General features: G+C 69.1%; 22 protein-coding genes and 1 pseudogene. 6 read left to right on the forward strand and 17 right to left on the reverse strand.

The window, feature by feature from the left end; translation table 11 throughout:
- Window positions 1-32: 32 nt before the first annotated feature.
- The gene (gene truB / locus DFQ14_RS18260; RefSeq protein ID WP_218956407.1) at window positions 33-887 is read right to left on the reverse strand and encodes a tRNA pseudouridine(55) synthase TruB; all 855 of its coding nucleotides are present in this window, start codon (window positions 885-887) and stop codon (window positions 33-35) included.
- Between the two features lie 147 nt (window positions 888-1,034).
- Here truB and def point away from each other — a divergent pair, with 147 nt between their 5' ends.
- A complete protein-coding gene (gene def, locus DFQ14_RS18265) occupies window positions 1,035-1,532 on the forward strand; it encodes a peptide deformylase (RefSeq protein WP_114454545.1) in 498 nt (165 codons plus the stop codon).
- A 90-nt stretch (window positions 1,533-1,622) separates the two neighbouring features.
- Here def and DFQ14_RS18270 read toward each other — a convergent pair whose 3' ends face one another.
- The 8 genes from DFQ14_RS18270 to rimP all read right to left on the reverse strand — a co-directional run bounded on the left by DFQ14_RS18270 (window position 1,623) and on the right by rimP (window position 10,481).
- On the reverse strand, window positions 1,623-2,960 hold the full coding sequence (locus DFQ14_RS18270; RefSeq protein ID WP_114454546.1) for an MATE family efflux transporter: 1,338 nt from the start codon (window positions 2,958-2,960) through the stop codon (window positions 1,623-1,625).
- Window positions 2,961-3,090: 130 nt separating this feature from the next.
- On the reverse strand, window positions 3,091-4,068 hold the full coding sequence (locus DFQ14_RS18275; protein WP_114454627.1) for a DHH family phosphoesterase: 978 nt from the start codon (window positions 4,066-4,068) through the stop codon (window positions 3,091-3,093).
- A gap of 143 nt (window positions 4,069-4,211) precedes the next feature.
- Entirely contained in the window at window positions 4,212-4,721 is a 510-nt protein-coding gene (rbfA, locus tag DFQ14_RS18280) for a 30S ribosome-binding factor RbfA (protein ID WP_114454547.1), read from the reverse strand.
- A gap of 42 nt (window positions 4,722-4,763) precedes the next feature.
- Window positions 4,764-5,057 carry a DUF503 domain-containing protein gene (locus DFQ14_RS18285; RefSeq protein ID WP_114454548.1) on the reverse strand — a complete coding sequence of 98 codons (294 nt, stop codon included), beginning with the start codon at window positions 5,055-5,057 and terminating at the stop codon, window positions 4,764-4,766.
- Between the two features lie 80 nt (window positions 5,058-5,137).
- Window positions 5,138-8,221: a translation initiation factor IF-2 gene (infB, locus tag DFQ14_RS18290; RefSeq protein ID WP_114454549.1), complete on the reverse strand. Its 3,084-nt coding sequence runs from the start codon at window positions 8,219-8,221 to the stop codon at window positions 5,138-5,140.
- 115 nt (window positions 8,222-8,336) lie between these two features.
- Window positions 8,337-8,666, reverse strand: a complete 330-nt coding sequence (locus DFQ14_RS18295; protein WP_114454550.1) for a YlxR family protein — start codon at window positions 8,664-8,666, stop codon at window positions 8,337-8,339.
- A 181-nt stretch (window positions 8,667-8,847) separates the two neighbouring features.
- Entirely contained in the window at window positions 8,848-9,927 is a 1,080-nt protein-coding gene (nusA, locus tag DFQ14_RS18300; RefSeq protein WP_114454551.1) for a transcription termination factor NusA, read from the reverse strand.
- Window positions 9,924-10,481 carry a ribosome maturation factor RimP gene (rimP, locus tag DFQ14_RS18305; protein WP_114454628.1) on the reverse strand — a complete coding sequence of 186 codons (558 nt, stop codon included), beginning with the start codon at window positions 10,479-10,481 and terminating at the stop codon, window positions 9,924-9,926. Before rimP ends, nusA begins: the two co-directional genes overlap by 4 nt.
- Window positions 10,482-10,788: 307 nt before the next feature.
- On the opposite strand from rimP, the gene DFQ14_RS18310 reads away from it, so the two are divergent.
- A complete protein-coding gene (locus tag DFQ14_RS18310; RefSeq protein WP_114454552.1) occupies window positions 10,789-11,286 on the forward strand; it encodes a hypothetical protein in 498 nt (165 codons plus the stop codon).
- Entirely contained in the window at window positions 11,283-11,735 is a 453-nt protein-coding gene (locus DFQ14_RS18315) for a ferritin-like domain-containing protein (RefSeq protein WP_114454553.1), read from the forward strand. Before DFQ14_RS18310 ends, DFQ14_RS18315 begins: the two co-directional genes overlap by 4 nt.
- 131 nt (window positions 11,736-11,866) lie before the next feature.
- Here DFQ14_RS18315 and DFQ14_RS18320 read toward each other — a convergent pair whose 3' ends face one another.
- From DFQ14_RS18320 to DFQ14_RS18335, 4 genes are all read right to left on the reverse strand, one after another.
- Complete coding sequence (locus DFQ14_RS18320; RefSeq protein WP_246195490.1) at window positions 11,867-12,604, reverse strand: hypothetical protein; 738 nt, start codon at window positions 12,602-12,604, stop codon at window positions 11,867-11,869.
- Between the two features lie 255 nt (window positions 12,605-12,859).
- A complete protein-coding gene (locus DFQ14_RS18325; RefSeq protein WP_114454630.1) occupies window positions 12,860-13,894 on the reverse strand; it encodes an aminotransferase class V-fold PLP-dependent enzyme in 1,035 nt (344 codons plus the stop codon).
- 204 nt (window positions 13,895-14,098) lie between these two features.
- Entirely contained in the window at window positions 14,099-14,281 is a 183-nt protein-coding gene (locus DFQ14_RS18330) for a hypothetical protein (RefSeq protein WP_114454554.1), read from the reverse strand.
- A gap of 382 nt (window positions 14,282-14,663) precedes the next feature.
- Window positions 14,664-14,915 (reverse strand): hypothetical protein, encoded by a 252-nt coding sequence (locus DFQ14_RS18335; RefSeq protein WP_114454555.1) that lies wholly within the window; start codon window positions 14,913-14,915, stop codon window positions 14,664-14,666.
- 385 nt (window positions 14,916-15,300) lie between these two features.
- On the opposite strand from DFQ14_RS18335, the gene DFQ14_RS18340 reads away from it, so the two are divergent.
- Window positions 15,301-15,711, forward strand: a complete 411-nt coding sequence (locus DFQ14_RS18340) for a secondary thiamine-phosphate synthase enzyme YjbQ (RefSeq protein WP_114454556.1) — start codon at window positions 15,301-15,303, stop codon at window positions 15,709-15,711.
- A gap of 57 nt (window positions 15,712-15,768) precedes the next feature.
- Here the strand turns inward: DFQ14_RS18340 and DFQ14_RS18345 are convergent, their stop codons facing one another.
- Window positions 15,769-16,308, reverse strand: a complete 540-nt coding sequence (locus DFQ14_RS18345) for a GNAT family N-acetyltransferase (protein WP_338072631.1) — start codon at window positions 16,306-16,308, stop codon at window positions 15,769-15,771.
- A gap of 146 nt (window positions 16,309-16,454) precedes the next feature.
- Between DFQ14_RS18345 and DFQ14_RS18350 the strand changes: the two genes are divergently transcribed.
- Both DFQ14_RS18350 and DFQ14_RS18355 read left to right on the forward strand, forming a co-directional pair.
- Window positions 16,455-16,706, forward strand: coding sequence for a type II toxin-antitoxin system Phd/YefM family antitoxin (locus DFQ14_RS18350; RefSeq protein ID WP_114454557.1), 252 nt, complete (start codon window positions 16,455-16,457; stop codon window positions 16,704-16,706).
- Window positions 16,703-16,963 (forward strand): Txe/YoeB family addiction module toxin, encoded by a 261-nt coding sequence (locus tag DFQ14_RS18355; protein WP_114454558.1) that lies wholly within the window; start codon window positions 16,703-16,705, stop codon window positions 16,961-16,963. Before DFQ14_RS18350 ends, DFQ14_RS18355 begins: the two co-directional genes overlap by 4 nt.
- A gap of 9 nt (window positions 16,964-16,972) precedes the next feature.
- Here the strand turns inward: DFQ14_RS18355 and DFQ14_RS22450 are convergent.
- The 3 genes and pseudogenes from DFQ14_RS22450 to DFQ14_RS18370 form a co-directional block, all read right to left on the reverse strand.
- Window positions 16,973-17,250: pseudogene (locus tag DFQ14_RS22450) on the reverse strand (NF041680 family putative transposase); the annotation flags it as partial.
- Window positions 17,251-17,341: 91 nt separating this feature from the next.
- Complete coding sequence (locus DFQ14_RS18365; protein ID WP_114454559.1) at window positions 17,342-18,145, reverse strand: DUF2182 domain-containing protein; 804 nt, start codon at window positions 18,143-18,145, stop codon at window positions 17,342-17,344.
- Window positions 18,142-18,801, reverse strand: coding sequence for a DUF1326 domain-containing protein (locus DFQ14_RS18370; RefSeq protein ID WP_114454632.1), 660 nt, complete (start codon window positions 18,799-18,801; stop codon window positions 18,142-18,144). The genes DFQ14_RS18365 and DFQ14_RS18370 overlap by 4 nt, the downstream gene beginning before the upstream one ends.
- Window positions 18,802-18,829 lie beyond the last annotated feature (28 nt).

Genomic DNA, 18,829 nt, shown 5'->3' on the forward strand with positions numbered 1-18,829 from the left:
TCCGCAACACCACCCGTGGGCGCACGCATCCGTCACCCCGCAGGACGCAGCACCAGGACCGGTTTGGCGACACGGCCCTGATCACGGACCAGGGCGACGGCATGGCCGTCGGGCCCGAACATTCCGTACGTGCCGTGCACGCCCGCACTCGTGACCGCCTGACCGTGCGCGAGGCCGCGCGCGGTGACCGCGTTCACGTCGATCCGCGGGAAGGCCGTGGCCACGGCACCATCCATGTCCATCGACAGGTCGGGCTCGGCCTCCAGCTGCTCCAGGGTGCGCACCGTCGCCAGCCCGAACGGACCCACCCGGGTGCGGCGCAACTGCCCGAGGTGCCCGCCGATACCGAGCTGCTCACCGAGGTCTCGTGCCAGCGCACGCACATAGGTTCCCGAGGAACACTCCACGAGCACATCCAGTTCCGTGGTGGTCCCGGTGCGGTGCAGCGCCAGCAGGTCGAACCGCGAGACGGTCACCGGCCGGGCCTCCAGCTCGACGCTCTCCCCCGCACGAGCCAGCTCGTAGGCACGGCGGCCGTTGACCTTCACCGCGCTGACCGCGCTCGGAACCTGCCGGAGATCCCCGGTCAGCGCGGCGATGCCCGCGTTGATCGCCTCCTCGGTCACGCCGGAGGCGTCCGCCGAGGACAGCACCTCTCCTTCGGCATCATCGGTCGTCGTGGCCGCACCCAGGCTGATGGTCGCCAGGTAGGCCTTCGTGTCCATCGCGAGATGACCGAGCAGCTTCGTGGCCCGCTCCAGCCCCAGCACCAGGACACCGGTGGCCATCGGATCGAGCGTGCCCGCGTGGCCGACCTTGCGCGTGCCCATGATCCGGCGTACGCGCGCCACGACATCGTGCGAGGTCATCCCCGCCGGCTTGTCCATCACCAGCAGACCGGGCGGAACGGCGGGACGCGAGCTTCGGGACCGTTGTGACACGGCTGTCCATCCTCCACCACGACGCACACCTCCCGGCGTCGGGTCGGCAACCGCAGCGGTTAGAGTTTCGACCGACCGACAGGAGGGTGTGCAGTGACTTTCAGACCGATCCGGCGTTTCGGGGACCCCGTTTTGCGCACGGTCGCCGACCCGGTGACGGTATTCGACGACAAGATCGCGGAGCTGGTCGACGACCTGCTGGACACGGTCGACGCACCGGGACACGCGGGCGTGGCCGCACCGCAGATCGGGGTCGGTCTCCGTGCGTTCAGCTACAACGTGGACGGCGAGATGGGTTACGTGCTCAATCCGGAGATCGTCGAGCTGTCCGGGGAGCAGGACGGTGACGAGGGCTGCCTGTCGGTGCCGGGGTTGAGCTTTCCCACCCACCGTGCCGACCACGCGGTCGTGCGCGGGGTGAATCTGCGCAACGAGCCGATCACCGTGTCGGGTTCCGGCCTGATGGCGCGCTGCCTGCAGCACGAGGTCGATCACCTCGACGGCATCGTCTACATCCAGCGTCTCGAGTCGGACAAGCGTCGCGAGGCGTTGAAGCAGATTCGCGCCACCGACTGGTTCTGGGAGCAGTGAGAGAGTGCACGGATTGGCTTGCGGAGCGGTGCGGGTGACGGAACCTCCGGCGTCGCCTCACTCCGGGAGCCCCGACATCAGGGAGGTCGCTCACGCCGTCGAGGGCGCGGAGGAATCGGCGGGTACGGCACCGGTGACGGCCCAGCGGCCGGAACGTACCCGCAACAGCAGGGTGAACAACCTGCCCAGCATGAACAGGCTCAGACCGAACCAGATCCCGGCCAGCCCCCAGTCGAAGGCCAGCGACAGCCAGATCATCGGCAGGTAACCGATCGCCGCGCTGAGCATCGTCGCGGTCCGCAGGTACGCCGCGTCCCCCGCACCGAGGAAGACACCGTCCAGTGCGAACACGACTCCGGCGATCGGTTGCAGCGCGACGAAGAACCACCACGCGTACGGCATCTCGGCGAGCACGCCGGGATCGGAGGTGAACGCGGCAGGCAGCACACCGGACAACGCGGCGAACAGCATCCCGAGCACGATCCCGAAGCCCAGCCCGTACCAGGTGACCTGCCGCGCGATGCCCTTGGCCTGCCGCGCCGCCTCCCGTCCGAGTGCCGCACCGACCAGGGACTGCGCGGCGATCGCGAGGGAGTCGAGCACGAGCGACAGGAACATCCACAGCTCCCAGACGACCTGGTGCGCCGCCGCCGTCTCCGCACCCGTGCGCGCCGCGACCGCGGTCGCCGACAGGAAGCACGCCTGGAACGCGAACGTGCGCAGCACCAGGTCGCGGCCGAGACCGAGCTGGGCGCGCATCTTCGCGAGTTCGGGCTTCAACGCCGCCCGCTCGGCGACCAGTGCGTGCACGAACAGCGAAGCCATGATCGCCTGACCGACGAGATTGGCCAGCGCCGACCCCTCCAGCCCCAGACCCGCCGGGTACACCAGCAGTGGACACAGCACGAGCGACACGGCGTTGCCCGCCAGCACATAGCGCAGCGGGCGAACCGTGTCCTGCACGCCACGCATCCAGCCGTGCCCGGCCAGGGCCACCAGCACCATCGGCGCGCCGAGCACGGCGATGCGCAGCCAGCTCGCCGCGGCATCGGCGATCTCTCCCGGCCCGGCCAGCAGCCGAGCGACCGGCCCGGCGAGTGGCTGGACGAGCAGCAGCAGAACCACGCCGACAGCCAGGCCGAGCCAGGTCGCCTGCACCCCTTCGGACACGGCGTCGGTCCTGCGGCCCGCCCCGTGCAATCGGGCGGCCCGCGCCGTGGTGCCGTAGGACAGGAAGGTCAGCTGGCGCGAGACGATCGTGAACAGGGTGCCGCCGAGTGCCAGCCCGGCCAGCGGGACCGCGCCGAGGTGGCCGACCACGGCGGTATCGACGAGCACGTACAGCGGCTCCGCGGCCAGGACTCCGAGCGCGGGCACCGCCAGCGCCAGCAGGCGCCGCACCGACACCCGTTCACCCGTCTCGGTCACTGCCTCTCCTGATCCCTTCACATCCACCCCGGCATGGCGGCGGGGCGGCAACTCCACGCGAAACTGTAAGAAACCACGGCGCCGTCGCCGGGATGGGAACGGGTACCGATCGAGTGAGCAGTACCACCCCTCAGCCGAGCAGCGGCGCCTCGGCGAGAGCACTGCGCAGAGAGGCGAGAACGTCCTCGGCCGGGCCATCGGCGGTGAAGCCCGCGGCAAGGCGGTGCCCACCACCACCGCAGGCGGCAGCGGCCCGGGAGACATCGATTCGGCCGTCGGACCGCAGGGACACCGACCAGTGCCCCGGGCTCATCTCCTTCAACACGGCAGCCACATCGGCCTCGGCGGTCGTGCGCACCACGTCGATGACGCTGTCCAGTTCCTCACCACGCAGACCATCCGAGTGCTCGAACCGCACGGTCGCGTGCACGAACCCGAACCCGCGAGCCGACTCCGGCTCCAGCCGTGCCTCCCCCAGCACCTTCGACAGCATGCCCAGCCAGCCGAACGGGTGTGTGTCCATCAACTGACGGGTGATCGATTCCGGCTCGACGCCGGCTTCGAGCAGCCGTATCGCCACCCGATGAGTGGCAGGACCGGCCCGGCGGAACGAGCCGGTATCGGTGACCAGCCCGGCATACAGGCACCGGGCGGTCGGCAGGTCCACCTCCGCGCCGAGAGCGTCGAGCAACCGCAGCACGATCATCACGGTCGCCTCGGCGCTTTCGTCGATGAGGTGGTGAGTGCCGAAGAGAGTGTTCGACACGTGATGATCGATGACGACCACGTCGCCGCCCGCGGCGATGGTCGCCCCGACCCGATCGGCCAATGCCCCCAACCGTTGCAGACTTCCCGTGTCCAGGGCGACCAGCGTCGAAGGGACGGCGGGCACATCGGCCGCGGGAACCACGAGCGCGTCGGCATCGAGCCCGCGCAACGAGAACGGGGGTTCCTCGGGGGTGGCGAAAGCGACCCGGACCGTGGCGCCGCGGTGACGGAGCACCCTCCCGAGAGCCAACGCACTACCCAGCGTGTCGGCATCCGGATTCACATGCGCCAGCAGCGTCACGTCGCCGGCCCGAGACAACAGATCGGCCACCTCGGACAGAGCGTCCCCGAGAAGATCGCCGCCTTCGGTATCGTCGGTCGGGGCGGTTCCGGTCCGCTCGCTCACTCACTCACCTCCAGCACAACCGGTACTCCTCCCCGGATCGGCAACCCGGGTTCGGCGCATCCGGCAGGCGGCAGGATTCAACCACCATCCGGCCCGCGCCGTACATCCTCCTCGGAGACCGTCTCCGAATCGGTGTCGTCGGCCGGCTCGGCACCGCCCTCGGTGCCCGGCTCCGCCGTGCGGTAGGGATCGGCCTCCCCGGCGGGCGCGGCCGTGGAAGCCAGCCGAGCCACCTCCGCATCGGCTTCCTTGGCCTGGGCGAGCACCTCGTCGAGACGCCGTACATCACCGGGGACGGTGTCGGCGACGAACGTCAACGTCGGCGTGAACCGGACTCCCGTCTGCTGCCCGACCCGTGTCCGCAGTACACCGGTGGCACTGGCCAGCGCGGCGGCCGTGGAATCGTAGTCGGCGTCGTCACCGAAGACGGTGTAATACACCGTCGCGTCCCGCAGGTCGGATGTCAGACGAGCATCGGTGATGGTCACCATCGCCAACCTCGGGTCTTTGACCTCGTACTCCAGCCCGGAGGCCACGATCTGAGCGATCCTCTTGGCAAGCCTGCGGGCGCGCGCCGTATCAGCCACGGCGCACCTCCTCCGTCGATCACAGCCCGATACGGGCGCGAGTCAATCCTCCGGACCCAGCATTCGCTGCCGGGCGGACAACAGTTCCAGCTCCGGGTGTGCGGCGACCGTGCGCTCACACGAGTCGAGCACCTCACGCACATGCGCAGCATCGCCGGAAACCACCGACACCCCGATCAGTGCCCTGCGATAGAGCTCGGGATCGCCGGCTTCCGCCGCCGCCACCTCGAATCGCCGCCGCAGCTCGGCCACCAACGGCCGCACGAGACCGCGCTTTTGCTTCAGAGAACGAACGTCCCCGAGCAGTACGTCCAATTCCAGCGCGCCGACATACATGGCGTCACCTCACCGCGGGAGGCGAGTCCGCCCGGCGGGGCTCGGGCCACTGGGCGACCCGAGCCCCGACGAGGCACGACTCAGATGCGCGGCTTCTCTCGCATCTCGTAGGTCTCGATGATGTCGTCGACCTTGAGGTCGGAGTACGACCCCAGGGTCAGACCACACTCGAAACCGTCGCGGACCTCGGTGGCGTCGTCCTTGAACCGCTTCAGCGAACTGACGCTGAGGTTCTCGACGACCACGACGTTGTCCCGCAACAGCCGGGCCTTGGCGTTACGGCGCACGATGCCGGACTGCACCATGCAACCGGCGATGGTGCCGACCTTCGAGGACTTGAAGACCTCGCGGACCTCGGCCCTGCCGAGTTCGACCTCCTCGTACTCGGGCTTGAGCATGCCCTTGAGGGCCTGCTCGATGTCCTCGATCGCCCGGTAGATCACCGAGTAGTACCGGATCTCCACGCCCTCGCGGTTGGCGACCTCGGCCGCCTTGCCCTCGGCACGGACATTGAAGCCCAGCACGATGGTGTTCTCGGCGGTGGCGAGATTGATGTCGCTCTCGTTGATACCGCCGACGCCGCGGTGGATGACGCGGAGCTCGACCTCGTCACCGACCTCGATCTTGTTCAGCGACTCCTCGAGAGCCTCGACGGTACCCGAGTTGTCACCCTTGATGATCAGGTTGAGCTGGTTGGTCTCCTTGAGCACCTTGTCCAGGTCCTCGAGGCTGACGCGCTTGCGCTGGGCCGCGTTCTGGGCCTCCCGGATGCGAGCGGCACGCCGATCGGCGATCTGCCGCGCGACCCGATCCTCGTTGACCACGAGGAACGTGTCACCGGCACCCGGTACCGAGGTGAACCCGATGACCTGGACAGGACGGGACGGATTCGCTTCCGTGACGTCCTGGTCGTGCTCGTTGATCATCCGCCGCACCCGGCCGTGCGCACCACCGGCGACCACGGAATCGCCGACCCGCAACGTGCCGCGCTGCACCAGCACCGTGGCCACGGGACCGCGGCCCCGGTCGAGGTGTGCCTCGATGGCCACACCCTGGGCCTCCATCTTCGGGTTCGCCCGGAGATCGAGAGTGGCGTCGGCCGTCAGCAGGATCGCCTCCAGGAGGCCCTCGATGTTGTGCCCCTGTTTGGCCGAGATCTCCACGAACATGGTCTCGCCGCCGAACTCCTCGGCGACCAGGCTGTACTCGGTGAGCTGCTGACGGATCTTGTCCGGGTTCGCACCCTCGACATCGATCTTGTTGATCGCGACCACGATCGGCACTTCCGCAGCCTGCGCGTGGTTGATCGCCTCCACCGTCTGCGGCATCACGCCGTCGTCGGCGGCCACGACCAGCACCGCGATGTCGGTCGACTTCGCCCCGCGGGCACGCATGGCGGTGAACGCCTCGTGACCGGGGGTGTCGATGAAGGTCACCGGCCGCTGCTTGCCTTCCAGCTCGGTTTGGACCTGGTAGGCACCGATGTGCTGGGTGATACCACCGGCCTCGCCCTCCTGGACGTTGGCCTTGCGGATCGTGTCCAGCAGCCGGGTCTTACCGTGATCGACGTGACCCATCACGGTCACCACCGGCGGGCGGGAGGACAACTGCTCCTCGGAACTGTCCGGGTCACCGAAGCTGAGGTCGAAGGACTCCAGCAGCTCCCGGTCCTCGTCCTCGGGGCTGACCATCTCGACCTTGTAGTTCATCTCCTGGCCGAGCAGTTCCAGCACCTCGTCGGAGACGGACTGGGTCGCGGTGACCATCTCACCGAGATGGAACATCGCCTGTACCAGCGAGGCCGGGTTGGCGTTGATCTTCTCGGCGAAGTCGGTCAGCGAGGCGCCACGGCGCAGGCGCACGGCTTCGCCGCCCCCGCGCGGCAGACGGACACCGCCCACCGACGGCGCCTGCATGTTGTCCATGTACTCCTGGCGCTTCTGCCGCTTCGACTTGCGGCCCCGACGCGCCGGACCACCGGGACGACCGAAGGCACCTGCCGTGCCACCACGGCCACCGCCGGGACGGCCACCGCCACCGGGACGGCCACGGAAACCGCCGCCGGGAGGCGCACCACCCGGGGCGCCGCCACCGCCGCCGCCGGGGCCACCGCCCCGGCCACCGCCGGCTCCGCCACCGGGCTTGTTGCCGGGCTTGCCACCGCCGGGCTTGCCACCGCCTGGCTTGTTGCCGGGCTTACCGCCACCACCGGGACCCGCCGGCTTCGACGGCATCATGCCGGGGTTCGGGCGTGGCGGCATCATGCCGGGATTCGGACGGTTGCCACCGTCGCCACCCGACGTGGAATCGGCGGCCGGAGCCGTACCGGCACCCTGCTGGCCACCACCCTGACGGTCGGGACGCTGGCCGCCCTGGCGGTCCGGACGCTGTCCCTGTCCACGACCGGGACCCGAGCGCTGCCCGCCACCACCGGGGCCGCCCTGCTTGCCACCCGGAGTGCGCTGCTGAGGCGCGCCACTGCCCACGCCGAACGGGTTGTTACCCGCACGCGGGGAGCGCGGTCCCGGCTTGGGGGCCTGGGGCTTCGGCGGCACAACGGAGCCGTCCCCGTCCGTTCCGGACTGCGAGCCCTGCTTGGGGCCCGGCTTCGGTCCCGGCTTGGGGCCCGGTTTCGGTACAGCCGGACGCCCGGTCGAGGATGTCTCCGTTCCGGAAGCCTGCCCCTGGGAACGAGCCGCGGGAGCCTGCTCGGACGAGGGAGTCTCCGCGACCGGGGAAGCCTCCGCGGCCGGAGAAGACTCCGCGGCCGGAGAAGACTCCGCGGCCGACTGCTGCGGTTCGGGCTTCGCCGCGGGACGAGGGCCCGGCTTCGGCCCGGGCCTGGGGCCCGGCTTCGGGCGCCCGGAGTCGGACTGCTTCGGGCCGGACTCGGCCGCGGTGCCCGCAGCGGAATCACTTGCCTGCGCTGAGGCGGACGGCGCCGACTGCGTGCCCCGGTCCTGTGCCTGCCTGCCGTTGGTCTCGCCCTGTTGCGACGCGTCCGCCTTCGGGAACGCATCACGGAGCCTGCGCGCCACCGGCGCTTCCACGGTGGACGACGCAGACTTCACATACTCGCCTTGATCGGCGAGTTTGTTGAGTACTTCCTTGCTTGTGACGCCGAGCTCTTTGGCGAGCTCGTGCACGCGGGCCTTGCCTGCCACTGCTCTCCTCATCTGGTGAGGTCGGGCGGCAGACCCGCTCGACCTCGTCCTATTGCCGGTGCGCGTTCATGGCGTCAGCTTCACGGCTGATTCATGACGGGTCGACCTGCTTCCTTCAACTGCCGAATGCGGGGGGTTCCGCACCGGTCACCTCGTGAGCCACGTGCTCCACGTGAGCTTGCACCGCCGATGTGTCGAGCCGCCCGGGGACGCGAAGCGCCCGAGGGAACGCCCGACGCCGCTCGGCCTGACGCAAACACGCCGGATCGGGGTGCACCCACGCACCCCGGCCCGAGTGCCTGCGTCGAGGATCGGGGACGGCCACGCGACCGTCCTCGGCCACCACACGTAGCAGCTCGGAGGCCCACGCCCGGGTCCGACAACCGACACACGTGCGGATGGGCTCGTGGCGAACACCATGAGCACCAACGGACCGTGTGCGGATTCTCGTCCCCCTTACGTCGGGCCACCTGTGATTCTAACTCGCCGTTGCCGCCGAACCGAAACAGGTCGCCTTGCCGTCGAAGCAGGCCGTGACCACGGTCCGGTCCGCTGCTTTCGACGGTGACCGCCGGCTCCGGCCGGCGGTCATGGACCCGTCAACCGGAACCCGAGACATCGGATCGTTATTCCGTCGACCCCACGGCAGGCAGATCGTCGACAGCGGGTTCCCATCCCACTGCAGTGGGCGGCTGGGCACCGGGATGTCCGGCCGTCGTGGCCGGCGAGCTGGGATCGGCATCGCTGCGGATGTCGATCCGCCAACCGGTCAATCGGGCCGCGAGACGAGCGTTCTGCCCCTCCTTGCCGATCGCAAGAGAGAGCTGGAAATCCGGCACGATCACCCGTGCGGTCTTGGCCTGCTCATCGACCACCTCCACCGAGACCACCTTGGCCGGCGAGAGGGCGTTGCCCACGAAGGTGCCCGGGTCCTCGGAAAAGTCGATGATGTCGATCTTCTCCCCGCCCAGTTCGCTCATCACGTTGCGCACCCGTGCCCCCATCGGGCCGATGCAGGCACCCTTGGCGTTGACGCCGCTGATCGTCGAATGCACCGCGATCTTGGACCGGTGACCGGCCTCACGGGCCACGGCGGGGATCTCCACCGTCCCGTCGGCGATCTCGGGAACCTCCAGCGCGAACAGCCGCCGCACCAGATTGGGGTGCGTCCGGGAGAAGGTGATTTGAGGCCCGCGCACACTGCGCGAGACCCCTACGACATAGCACTTGATCCGCGTACCGTGCTCGTACCGCTCCCCCGGAACCTGCTCGGCCGCCGGGATCACACCCTCGCTCTCACCGACCTGCACCACGACCATGCCACGCGAGTTGGCCTTGGCGTCGCGTTGGATGACACCACCGAGGATCTCGCCCTCCTTCGTGGAGAACTCCCCGAAGGTCTTCTCGTGCTCGGCATCACGGAGGCGCTGCAGGATCACCTGCCGTGCGGTCGTCGCCGCGATCCGGCCGAAGCCCTCCGGCGTGTCGTCCCATTCCTCGGCGACCTCACCGTCCGCGGTCAGGTTGTGCGCGATCACACGCACGATGCCGGTCCTGCGATCGACTTCCACCCGGGCGTGCGGCTGATGCCCCTCGGTGTGCCGGTACGCAGTGAGCAACGCGGATTCGATCGCCTGCAGAACGGTTTCGAATGGAATGTCCTTGTCGCGTTCAATCGCCCGCAGCGCGGCGATATCGACGTTCACCTCGAGTCCTCCGTGTCTTCCCCGTCGTCGTCATGGCGACCGACGGCGTCCGCAGCCCGGTCGAGCTCGGCCAGTTCTTTCGCCGGTGGCTGCTGGAACTCCACCTCCACCACCGCATGCTCGATGTCCCGATAGGCAAGCTGCCGGATCCGGCCACCGGCCAGAACCACCACCGTGCCGTCCTCGGCATCCCCGACGCGGGCCGTCAGCTCACTACCGTCGGTCAGCCGGAGCTTGGCCAGACGGTTGCGCGCACGGCGCCAGTGGCGCACTTTGGTCAGCGGACGATCCACCCCCGGCGAGGTCACCTCCAGGGTGTAAGAACCGGCGAGCACGTGCTCGTGCGTGTCCAGCACGTCGGAAACGGCATGGCTCACGTCGGTGATGTCGTCGAGGCCGACCCCGTCATCGGCATCGATGACCACCTTGACCAGGCGGCGGCGCCCGGCCTGTTGCACATCGAGCTCTTCGAGGTCGAAACCCAGGGTCGCCACGGTGTCGGCGACAGTGGGCTCCAGGCGCGCGACGACCTCGTTACGCGGCGGGCTGGACACGTTGGCACTCCCGAGGTTCGTCCGGTCGTCAGTTCGGGTGCAGCGGGACACCGCGCGGCATCCCAGCCCCTCCTGCCGAGGCACCGAACCGGTCGGCAGGACAGCGCGACCCCACGGCCGGCGCTGCACCATGCCGGTCGTGGGCTCTCCAGCGTATCGCGTCCACCCGCATCCCGGCGCGCCACGGCCCCCGCTCGCCGTACCGCACCGATCACACGGGCGTGGTGCACAACCGCAGTGGCACGGATCCGGGCACGGGCACCGGGCGAGGACGGCGGCCACGAGCAAGCTGGCAGGATGAGGCCCCGTGGAATCTCCCCCGCAGGACGGTACGCCTCTCGGGCGCCGGGCCATACTGCGCACGGCCGCACTGCTCCCCGTCACGGCCGCGCTCACCGCCGGATGCACGGCTTTCTCGCAACCCGAGGAGCCGGACCCGCTGGAGGCCGTCGCCGAGCGTGCGCGCTCCGACGCGGCCCTGGCGCGCGCCATCCAGCAGGCACATCCCGATCTCGCCGAGGAGACGGCCGCGGTCGAGGCAGTCCGCTCCGACCATGCCCGCGCTCTCCGGCAGGAAATCGATCGGGTGAACCCGCAGACAGCGGAAACGACCACCTCGATACCCCCCACTCCCGCACCGCCCGCACCGCAGGAGGCCGACGAGGCCGCGGCGGCGCTGAAGCAGGCACTGCGCGAGGCACAGCGGCAGGCTGCCGACCTGGTTCCCGGGATGCCCCCGCACCGCGCCGGCCTGACCGGTTCGCTCGCGGCGAGCTGTGCGAGTCTGCTGGAGGTCCTGGCGTGAGCACACTGCCACTGTCCGAGCAGGCCTCGACCGCGTTGCGTCGGGCGCTGGGTGCGGAACACGCCGCCGTGTGGGTGTACGGCCTGGCCGGAGCCTTCGTCGACGAGGCGCAGGCGGAATCCGCGGTCGCGGAAGCAGCGAGCAACCATCGGCGCTTCCGCGAGAGGACGGAACAGCTGCTGCGGGAGGCCGGAGTCGAACCACCGGTCGCCCAACCCGCCTACTCGCCGCCGCAACCGGTCACCGACCGGAACTCGGCGATCCGCCTGCTGATCACCGCCGAAAGTGACTGTGCGACCGGCTGGCGTTCGGTACTGGAAACGACCAAGATCTCCCGGATCCGGCAGCACGCCCTCGACGGGCTCACCACGACCGCCACGCAAGCCACGCGCTGGCGCATCACCATCGGGGAGCAGCCGGCTGCCCTGCCCTTCCCCGGCCGACCGTGATGGAGAGCGCTTCAAGGATTTGCGCAGCAGTGCGGTGGCGGAACTCTCCACGCCGCCTCGACTCCGGGATTCGGCACATCGAGTAGTTGGACCGCACCGATCCGCGCCCCTTGGTGCGGTCGTTCTGCCTGCTACTCCGGTGCTTTGTCCTGGGGCCAGCCGAGGCGCAGTGCGTCGGTGGTGACCTTCTTCAACCGCGCGTCGTCGTGATCCGGGTTCGCGAAGTAGGCCGACTCGCCGATGACGACCAACCGGCCCTGCTGCTGTGAGGCATAGCCGCGGTCACCGTCGAGTTCGGGAAAGTCGTCGGGCATGGGACGCCCGGCCGAGACGAGGTCCTCGATGTTGCCGGTGCCGTTCCTGGTGGTCAGCTTCTCCAGTTGCGCCGCACTGGCCTCGTTCGGCATCAGGGCGGTGACCACCGAGGTCAGCACGCGCTCTCCATTGGGCAGGGCGGTCGTGTAGAGCGCGCGAGTGAGGTGCCCGCACGGATGCTCGGAGAAGTACTCGGCGATCTCGTCGGTCGAGAACTCCTGGCAATGGGGTCCTTCTTCCCGCGAGTACTGCTCGAACGCGTACACGCCCTTCGAGGCTTGGTCGCGGTTCTCGGAGACACCGTTCGAGGAGGCATCCGGCTTGATCACGAGCCAGAGCAGGCCGGAAACCACCGACACCGCGCACAGCCCGAGGCCGCGCAGGAGCCACCCCGTCGGCGTGATCCCGCCTCGTGAACCGCTCCGGCCCTCCCGCGGCGGCTCGGACGGCCCTCGGGGCGGCCCCGAAGGCGGGCCCGAGGGCGCCTGCCCGGCCGGCGGGTTGCTCGGATACGGCGGCATCGCGGGCGGGGAACCACCGGCAACGTTGGCCATGGCTCCCTGTGGAGGCGGCGGAAACGTAGGACGGGTCCGCTGCCGGGCATCCGGCGGAACGTCGGCGCCGGGTTCCGGCTTCTGATCGTTCCCCCGGGGGGCATTTCGAGCAGCATTCAGTGGCGCGGTGTCACCGCGTTCGACATTTCCCAACGATCCTGTCATCCGTTCGGGGGGACCTTGGCGATCCGACACGAGCACCTACGGTATCGGGTACCGCAATGCGGGAGAACACCACATCGGTGACGATCACCTTCATGCCGCTCGCAGCGCGCGCACGGCAAGAGCGACGTCCTCGTCGGTGTTGTGCAGATGGAACGCCAACCGAGCCCGGCCGGCCCTGGTCGAGCACCGCACTCCCGCCTCGGCCAGTTTCGACGCCGCCCCGGCGGCATCGACGGCCACGATCGCCGATCCCGCGGGCGGCATGCCGAGCTCTTCGCGAAACGCATCCGCCAGCCCCACGCAGTGCCGTGACACGGCCGCCATGTCGAGTTCAGCGAGCCGGCTCAACGCCACGGCCGCACCGACCTGGGCGAACCACGCAGGCGACAGATCCAGGGCGCGGGCATCAGCGGCCAGGCGCAGCGGCAACCCGTAGACGCTCTCCCACGGGTCCTGCCCCGCATACCAGTTCGCGCTGTGCGGCCGGATCGAGTCCCCGGCTGCGGGATGCACCGCGAGCCAGGCCGCACCCCGTGGCGAAAGCAGCCACTTGTACCCGGCACCGACCACCCAATCGGCCCAGTCCAGGTGCAGCGGCATCCATCCCGCCGCCTGGCTGACATCCAGCAGGACCCGCGTTCCGTGCACGCGCGCCACCCGGCGCAGCCCCTCCAGATCCACCACGCGCCCGTCACGGGACTGCACGACGCTGACCGCGACCACGTCGTACTCCCCCGCCCGCTCGGCAAGTTCGGTCAACTCGGCTTCGGTGACCCGAACACCGCGCTCGGCCTGTGCGGCGAACGGGAACGTCACGCTGGTGAACTCCTGCTCGGCCACAAGCACACGGGCACCGTCCGGCACCCCGGCCGCGACCAGCCCGACCAGCTGCGAGACCGTGGCACCGCTCGCGACGCGCCCAGCGGGCACACCGATCAGCCGGGCGAACATCGCCCTGGCCGTGGCCACGGAAACGTCGAAGTCCGAGGCTTTGTCCAGACCCCGGCTCCACCGCCGCACCGACTCGGCCACGGCCGTCGTGGCCTGCTCCGGTGGGATACCGATACTCGCCGTGTCGAGGTAGCCGGGAGCCACGTCGAATCTCGCACCGAAGGCCTCGCGCATACCGATCAACCTACCGATGCGCCGGCCGAACAGCGTGCGCAGTCCGCGCACAGTGGCAGCACCGTGATCAGCGATCGGGACGCTCTGATCGACGGACTCGCGGCCGGCCGCAACCGACGACGGGAGCAACAGCGGGGCCCACCGCACGAGCGCTGCGGGGTGCTCCCTGATCCGGGGACCGCAGAGGGCGCCGGGACTCGTTCGTCAATGCGGCGCGGGCGAAGCCTGCCCGAGCTGGCGCCGTGCCACGAAGGCCGCGACGACAAGCGCGAGAAGCCAGATGACCTGCAGGGCCGTCGACTCCCCTGCCAGCGGTACTCCGGTGCCGATGACGACCATCGACAGCAACTCGAGCGCCCCGCGCTGTGTCTCCCACGTCTCGGTCATCGGTTCATCATCGGGCTCTCTCCGTGCCTGCGAAAACGCATCCGGCCCGGTGAAACCACGGCCATGGGGCCGGGCCATGGCCGCGCACCGGCTGCCACATCGATCGAAAGCGGACGCCTGGCGGCATCCCTCGCACAGGCCCCTCCGGCGAGGACGAGGGCGGGCGGCAAGGTGTGCTCGGCATCGGCAGAAGCACTCCGGCACCGAGCATGTCCTGCCATGATTCCTGCTTGCAGCGACGACGCTGTCCGCCCAGTGTTCCATGCTCCTCGCTGCGGCGCAGGAAAGCGCGTTCGCCTTCCGGGAGGATCCTCCTTCCCGGGTTCCCGCCCGGAAGTCCGCCTCTTGATCCGCACGGCAGCGCGGAGACCGCCCGCCACGGTCACCCGGCTGCGTCCTGCTCGAGCTCGCCGACAGCCCGGCGAGGACGACCCGCCGACTCGGTGACCGTGGATTCGCGGAGACCGGCCGCACGGGATTCCAGCAATCTCAGCCTGGACCGGATCTCGCCCAACCCGGCATGCAGCCGTTCGGCTTCCGTCGCATCCGGAGTTCTTTCCAGCGTGTCGGTCAATTCCTCGCGCATCCTGCACAGGCTGAGGTAGGCCCGGTAGTAGGGATTGTGTGCCTCCACGATTCCACCCCCGGAAATCGATCGTGGTCGGACACGGGCGCGCGCTCTCGGCACGCGAAAGCCCCGGACCGGCAGAGTTGTCTTGTGCGGTCACGTGCTGTGCACGGCCTGCCGGATATCCCGGCAAGCTCGACCGCCCGCGCGAACACAAGCCGGAGGTCACTCCTCGGGATGACCCCGCGAGCGGTCCATGCCTGCAGGGTTGCCGGTATGCCACGTTCTCTACACCACCCAACGCCACAGGACATCACCGATCCGACCGATGCGGCCGGCCGAGCGGACGCCGAGAGCCCCGGGGTGCTGCCTGCCGGCCGTCCGTGTTCTCGCCGCTCGCCGCACGTCGGCATCTCCCCGTCCGAACGACGCACCTGGCTAGTGTGGAGGTATGCAGAGTTCGGAAATCGAGATCAGGACCGGTTCGAGCGAGGTCGTTCGCGATCTCAACGCCGAGTGCGAGCGTTTCCTCGGCGAGATCGGCACGGGCGACGGCCTGCTGCACGTATGGGTCCCCCACGCCACGGCCGGGCTGGCGATCATCGAGACCGGCGCGGGCAGCGACGAGGACCTGCTGGGCGCTCTGCGCGACCTGCTGCCCGCCGACAACCGGTGGCGGCACCGGCACGGTTCACCCGGTCACGGACGCGACCACGTCCTGCCCGCTCTGGTGCCGCCGTACGCCTCGATCCCGGTGCTCGACGGCCGGATGGCGCTGGGCACCTGGCAGTCGGTGTGTCTGGTCGACACCAACACCGACAACACCAGCCGCCGTGTGCGGTTGAGTTTCCTGGCGGGTTGAGTCCCTGCCGGGTGCGGCGGAATTCCCGAGCCCGTGTGAGGCGCTCGAGCCTTGCGATCACAGCGGCTCGAGGTGCATGAGGATCTCGTCCCGGTCGTCACCCGGCGCCAACCGAAGCGCTCCCGGCCAACGGCCGATCTCGCGCCGGCCAAGGCGCCCGTAGAAGGTTTCCAATCCCACTTCCGCACGCGCGGCAAGGTGCAGCTGCTCCACTTTCATCTCGTCCCGCGCGATCTCGCGAGCGTGGTGCATCAGGAGCGATCCGACGCCCTCACCCCGGCAGTCCGGATGGCTCTGCACGTGATGCAGCGAGCCCCAGTGTGTGATCAGTGGATCGCTGCTGCGCCGGAGCACAAGCCAGCCGAGCAGTCCTCGAGCGTCCACAACGGTCAGCAGACGGCAGCGGTCGGCGTGGAGTTCGTCGACGAGGCGTTCCAGAGCCGGGGCCACATCATCGTCGTCGACAGGTGGGAACGGGAAGCCCGCCGCTCCACCGGCATTCGTCACGGCCACCCAACAGTCGGTCAGAGCGCGGCGAACATCCTCGGTGACCTCGGTATCGGACAGGTGCTGCCGGATCCTCATCGACTCGTTCACGCGCCGCAGCATGCCGGGAGGCACCGACACCGTGATCGTCGGAACACCCACCGGTTCGACGTCTGCGAACTCGCCCCCGAGAAGGCATTTGCCTCCTTTGAAGCAGTAGACGTACAATTTTTTGTACATACCTGAGGAGGTAGGCCATGAAGACGATGTCGTATTCCGAGTCGCGCGCGAGGTACGCCGAGACTCTCGACGCGGTCGTCGACGACCGCGAAGAGGTCGTGATCACCCGCGCCGGTCACGACCCGGTGGTCATGGTCGCGCTCGAGGACTACGAAGCACTGAAAGAGACCGCATACCTGCTCAAGAGCCCCGAGAACGCCCGGCGACTGCTGGCCTCGATCGATCGACTCGAGCACGGCGGAGGCACCGAGCGGGACCTCACCGAATGAAGCTGGTCTGGGACGAAAACGCCTGGGACGACTACGTCCGGTGGCAGACCCAGGACCGCAAGACCCTCAAACGGATCAACACACTGATCAAGGACGTGCAGCGCAACGGCAACGAGGGGATCGGCAAACCCGAACCCCTCAAGCACGGCTTCCACGGCTACTGGTCACGTCGGATCACCGACGAGCACCGCCTCGTCTACAAGGTCGACGAGGACGAGATCCGCATCGCCGCATGCCGCTATCACTGCGGAAGCTGAGCTTGTTGTTTAAGTTGCTTGTTTCTTCCTTGCGTTGGGCGTCGTGTCCGTTTTGATCGTTTTGCCTGGGTCATGGCGGGTGGCGCAGTGGACGTTTTTCGATCCTCGTTTTCGTCCTGGTCCTGCTCGTGAGGGTTTCGGTGCGCTGGCCGGCAAAGGCGGTCGTTGGTCGGATGTTGCGAAACCCTCGCCGTACGCGGGCTGGGCAGAGTCGCCCGGGCCTGGCGGCGCTCTCCCAGGGGCGGCGGAGGTCTTCGGCGAGGGGGGCGGGCCAGCCGCAGCTGGGTGTCAACGTGGAATGAAAGGCCCCGCCGAGACCGCGAAGGAGAAGCGGCGAACGCAGCACCGAAGAAGCGGACCGGTTCGCCGGGCGCGGTCCTACACCATCACCAGCCCGGGGGCGATCAGCAGGACCGCACCGAGGCCGGCCAGCAGTACGCCGACCACATGACCGAACATCTCGCCGCGGGGAAGAACCTTCTCCACCGTGATCACCGCGGCGATCACCGCCATCCAGACCAGGCTCATCATTCCCGCTGCCAGCAGGACCACCATCAGAGCCCAGCAGCAGCCGAGGCAGTACCCGCCGTGGCGGGCACCGACCAGCAGCGCTCCCGGCCGACTCCGCGCGGCCAGGTCCGCGTACCGGACCACCAGTGCCAGCGGTGAGCGGCAGCGCACCAGGCACCACCGCTTGAGCGGGGTGAACTGGTAGGTACCCGCGGCGAGCAGCACGGCGGCTCCCGCACGCACTCCGGTCGCGCCACCGCCCACGGCGAGAGCGTCGAAACCGCGCGCGACGAGGTAGCCGAACACCCCGGCCGCCCCCCACACGAGCAGGTAGCCCATCGTCAGCATGGGCAGGATGCCGTGCCCGGCACGCGCCCCCATCAGCCGACTGATCCCCACCGTGAACGGGGCGATGCCGGGCAGCATCATCGCCGCCATCATCACGGTCCAGGTGCCCAGGAACAGGCCGAGCCCACTCACCGACACCAGTGGCTGCAGCCGCATCGGCTGCAGCCCGGTGAGGATCCCCGCCCGCATGTCGGGCATGGCCAGGCTGTTGGTGAGCAGCCAGGACACCGCCGCCAGCACGAGCAGGATCCCGGCCAGCAACACCTCCACTCTCGACCAGGTACGCGGTGACGGGATGCCGCGAGCCCCCACCGGACGGGTCACGATCCGTCCGGTCCGGACCAGTCGAACGGGATGAGCTTGCTGGAGTAGCCGGAACGATCCCAGCGGAAACCGAAGGAGTCGGCCCGGTTCGTGGTGGCCTCGCCCCAGGTCGAGGGCCCCTGCCCCGGCCCCACCTCGGCGCCCGGCAGGTTGTGCACCTGCACCCGCTCGCCTTCCGCGATGGTCGGGCCGGTCAGCGCCTCGACCGTGGCCTCCGCCTTGCCCGGGATTCGCACACTCCACTCGGCGAGATTCTCGTCGATCGACACTTCGATGGGGGCGTACTCCATGCCCCGCATCTCGGGGTGGAACATCTCGCCGAATCGGGCGGGCCAGCCCCCGGCACCACCACCGAAGACCGTCTGCAGTGCCACACGCTGATCGTCGTCGGCCCGCTCATCGAAGAAGACGGCGGCGTAGGGGTCGGTGTGCTCGCCGCTCCACACGTTGCCGACGAAGGAGCCGAGCATGACGACGTTCAAACCATCCAGCCGAGTGTCCCCGTAGGTGCCCTCGCGGACGTGCCACACGAGGACACCGTCGCAGTCACCGTAGGTCGGTGGCCGGGCGAACGAGCAGGGGCACGGGATCGCGCACTTGCACGCATCGAACCAGTCGCCCTCGAGATGCCATTTCGGGATCGTGGAAGTAGTCATGACGCCCCCTCCCCAGGTGTGCGTCAAC

This window comes from Halopolyspora algeriensis (assembly GCF_003337235.1).
Lineage (GTDB): Bacteria > Actinomycetota > Actinomycetes > Mycobacteriales > Pseudonocardiaceae > Haloactinomyces > Haloactinomyces algeriensis.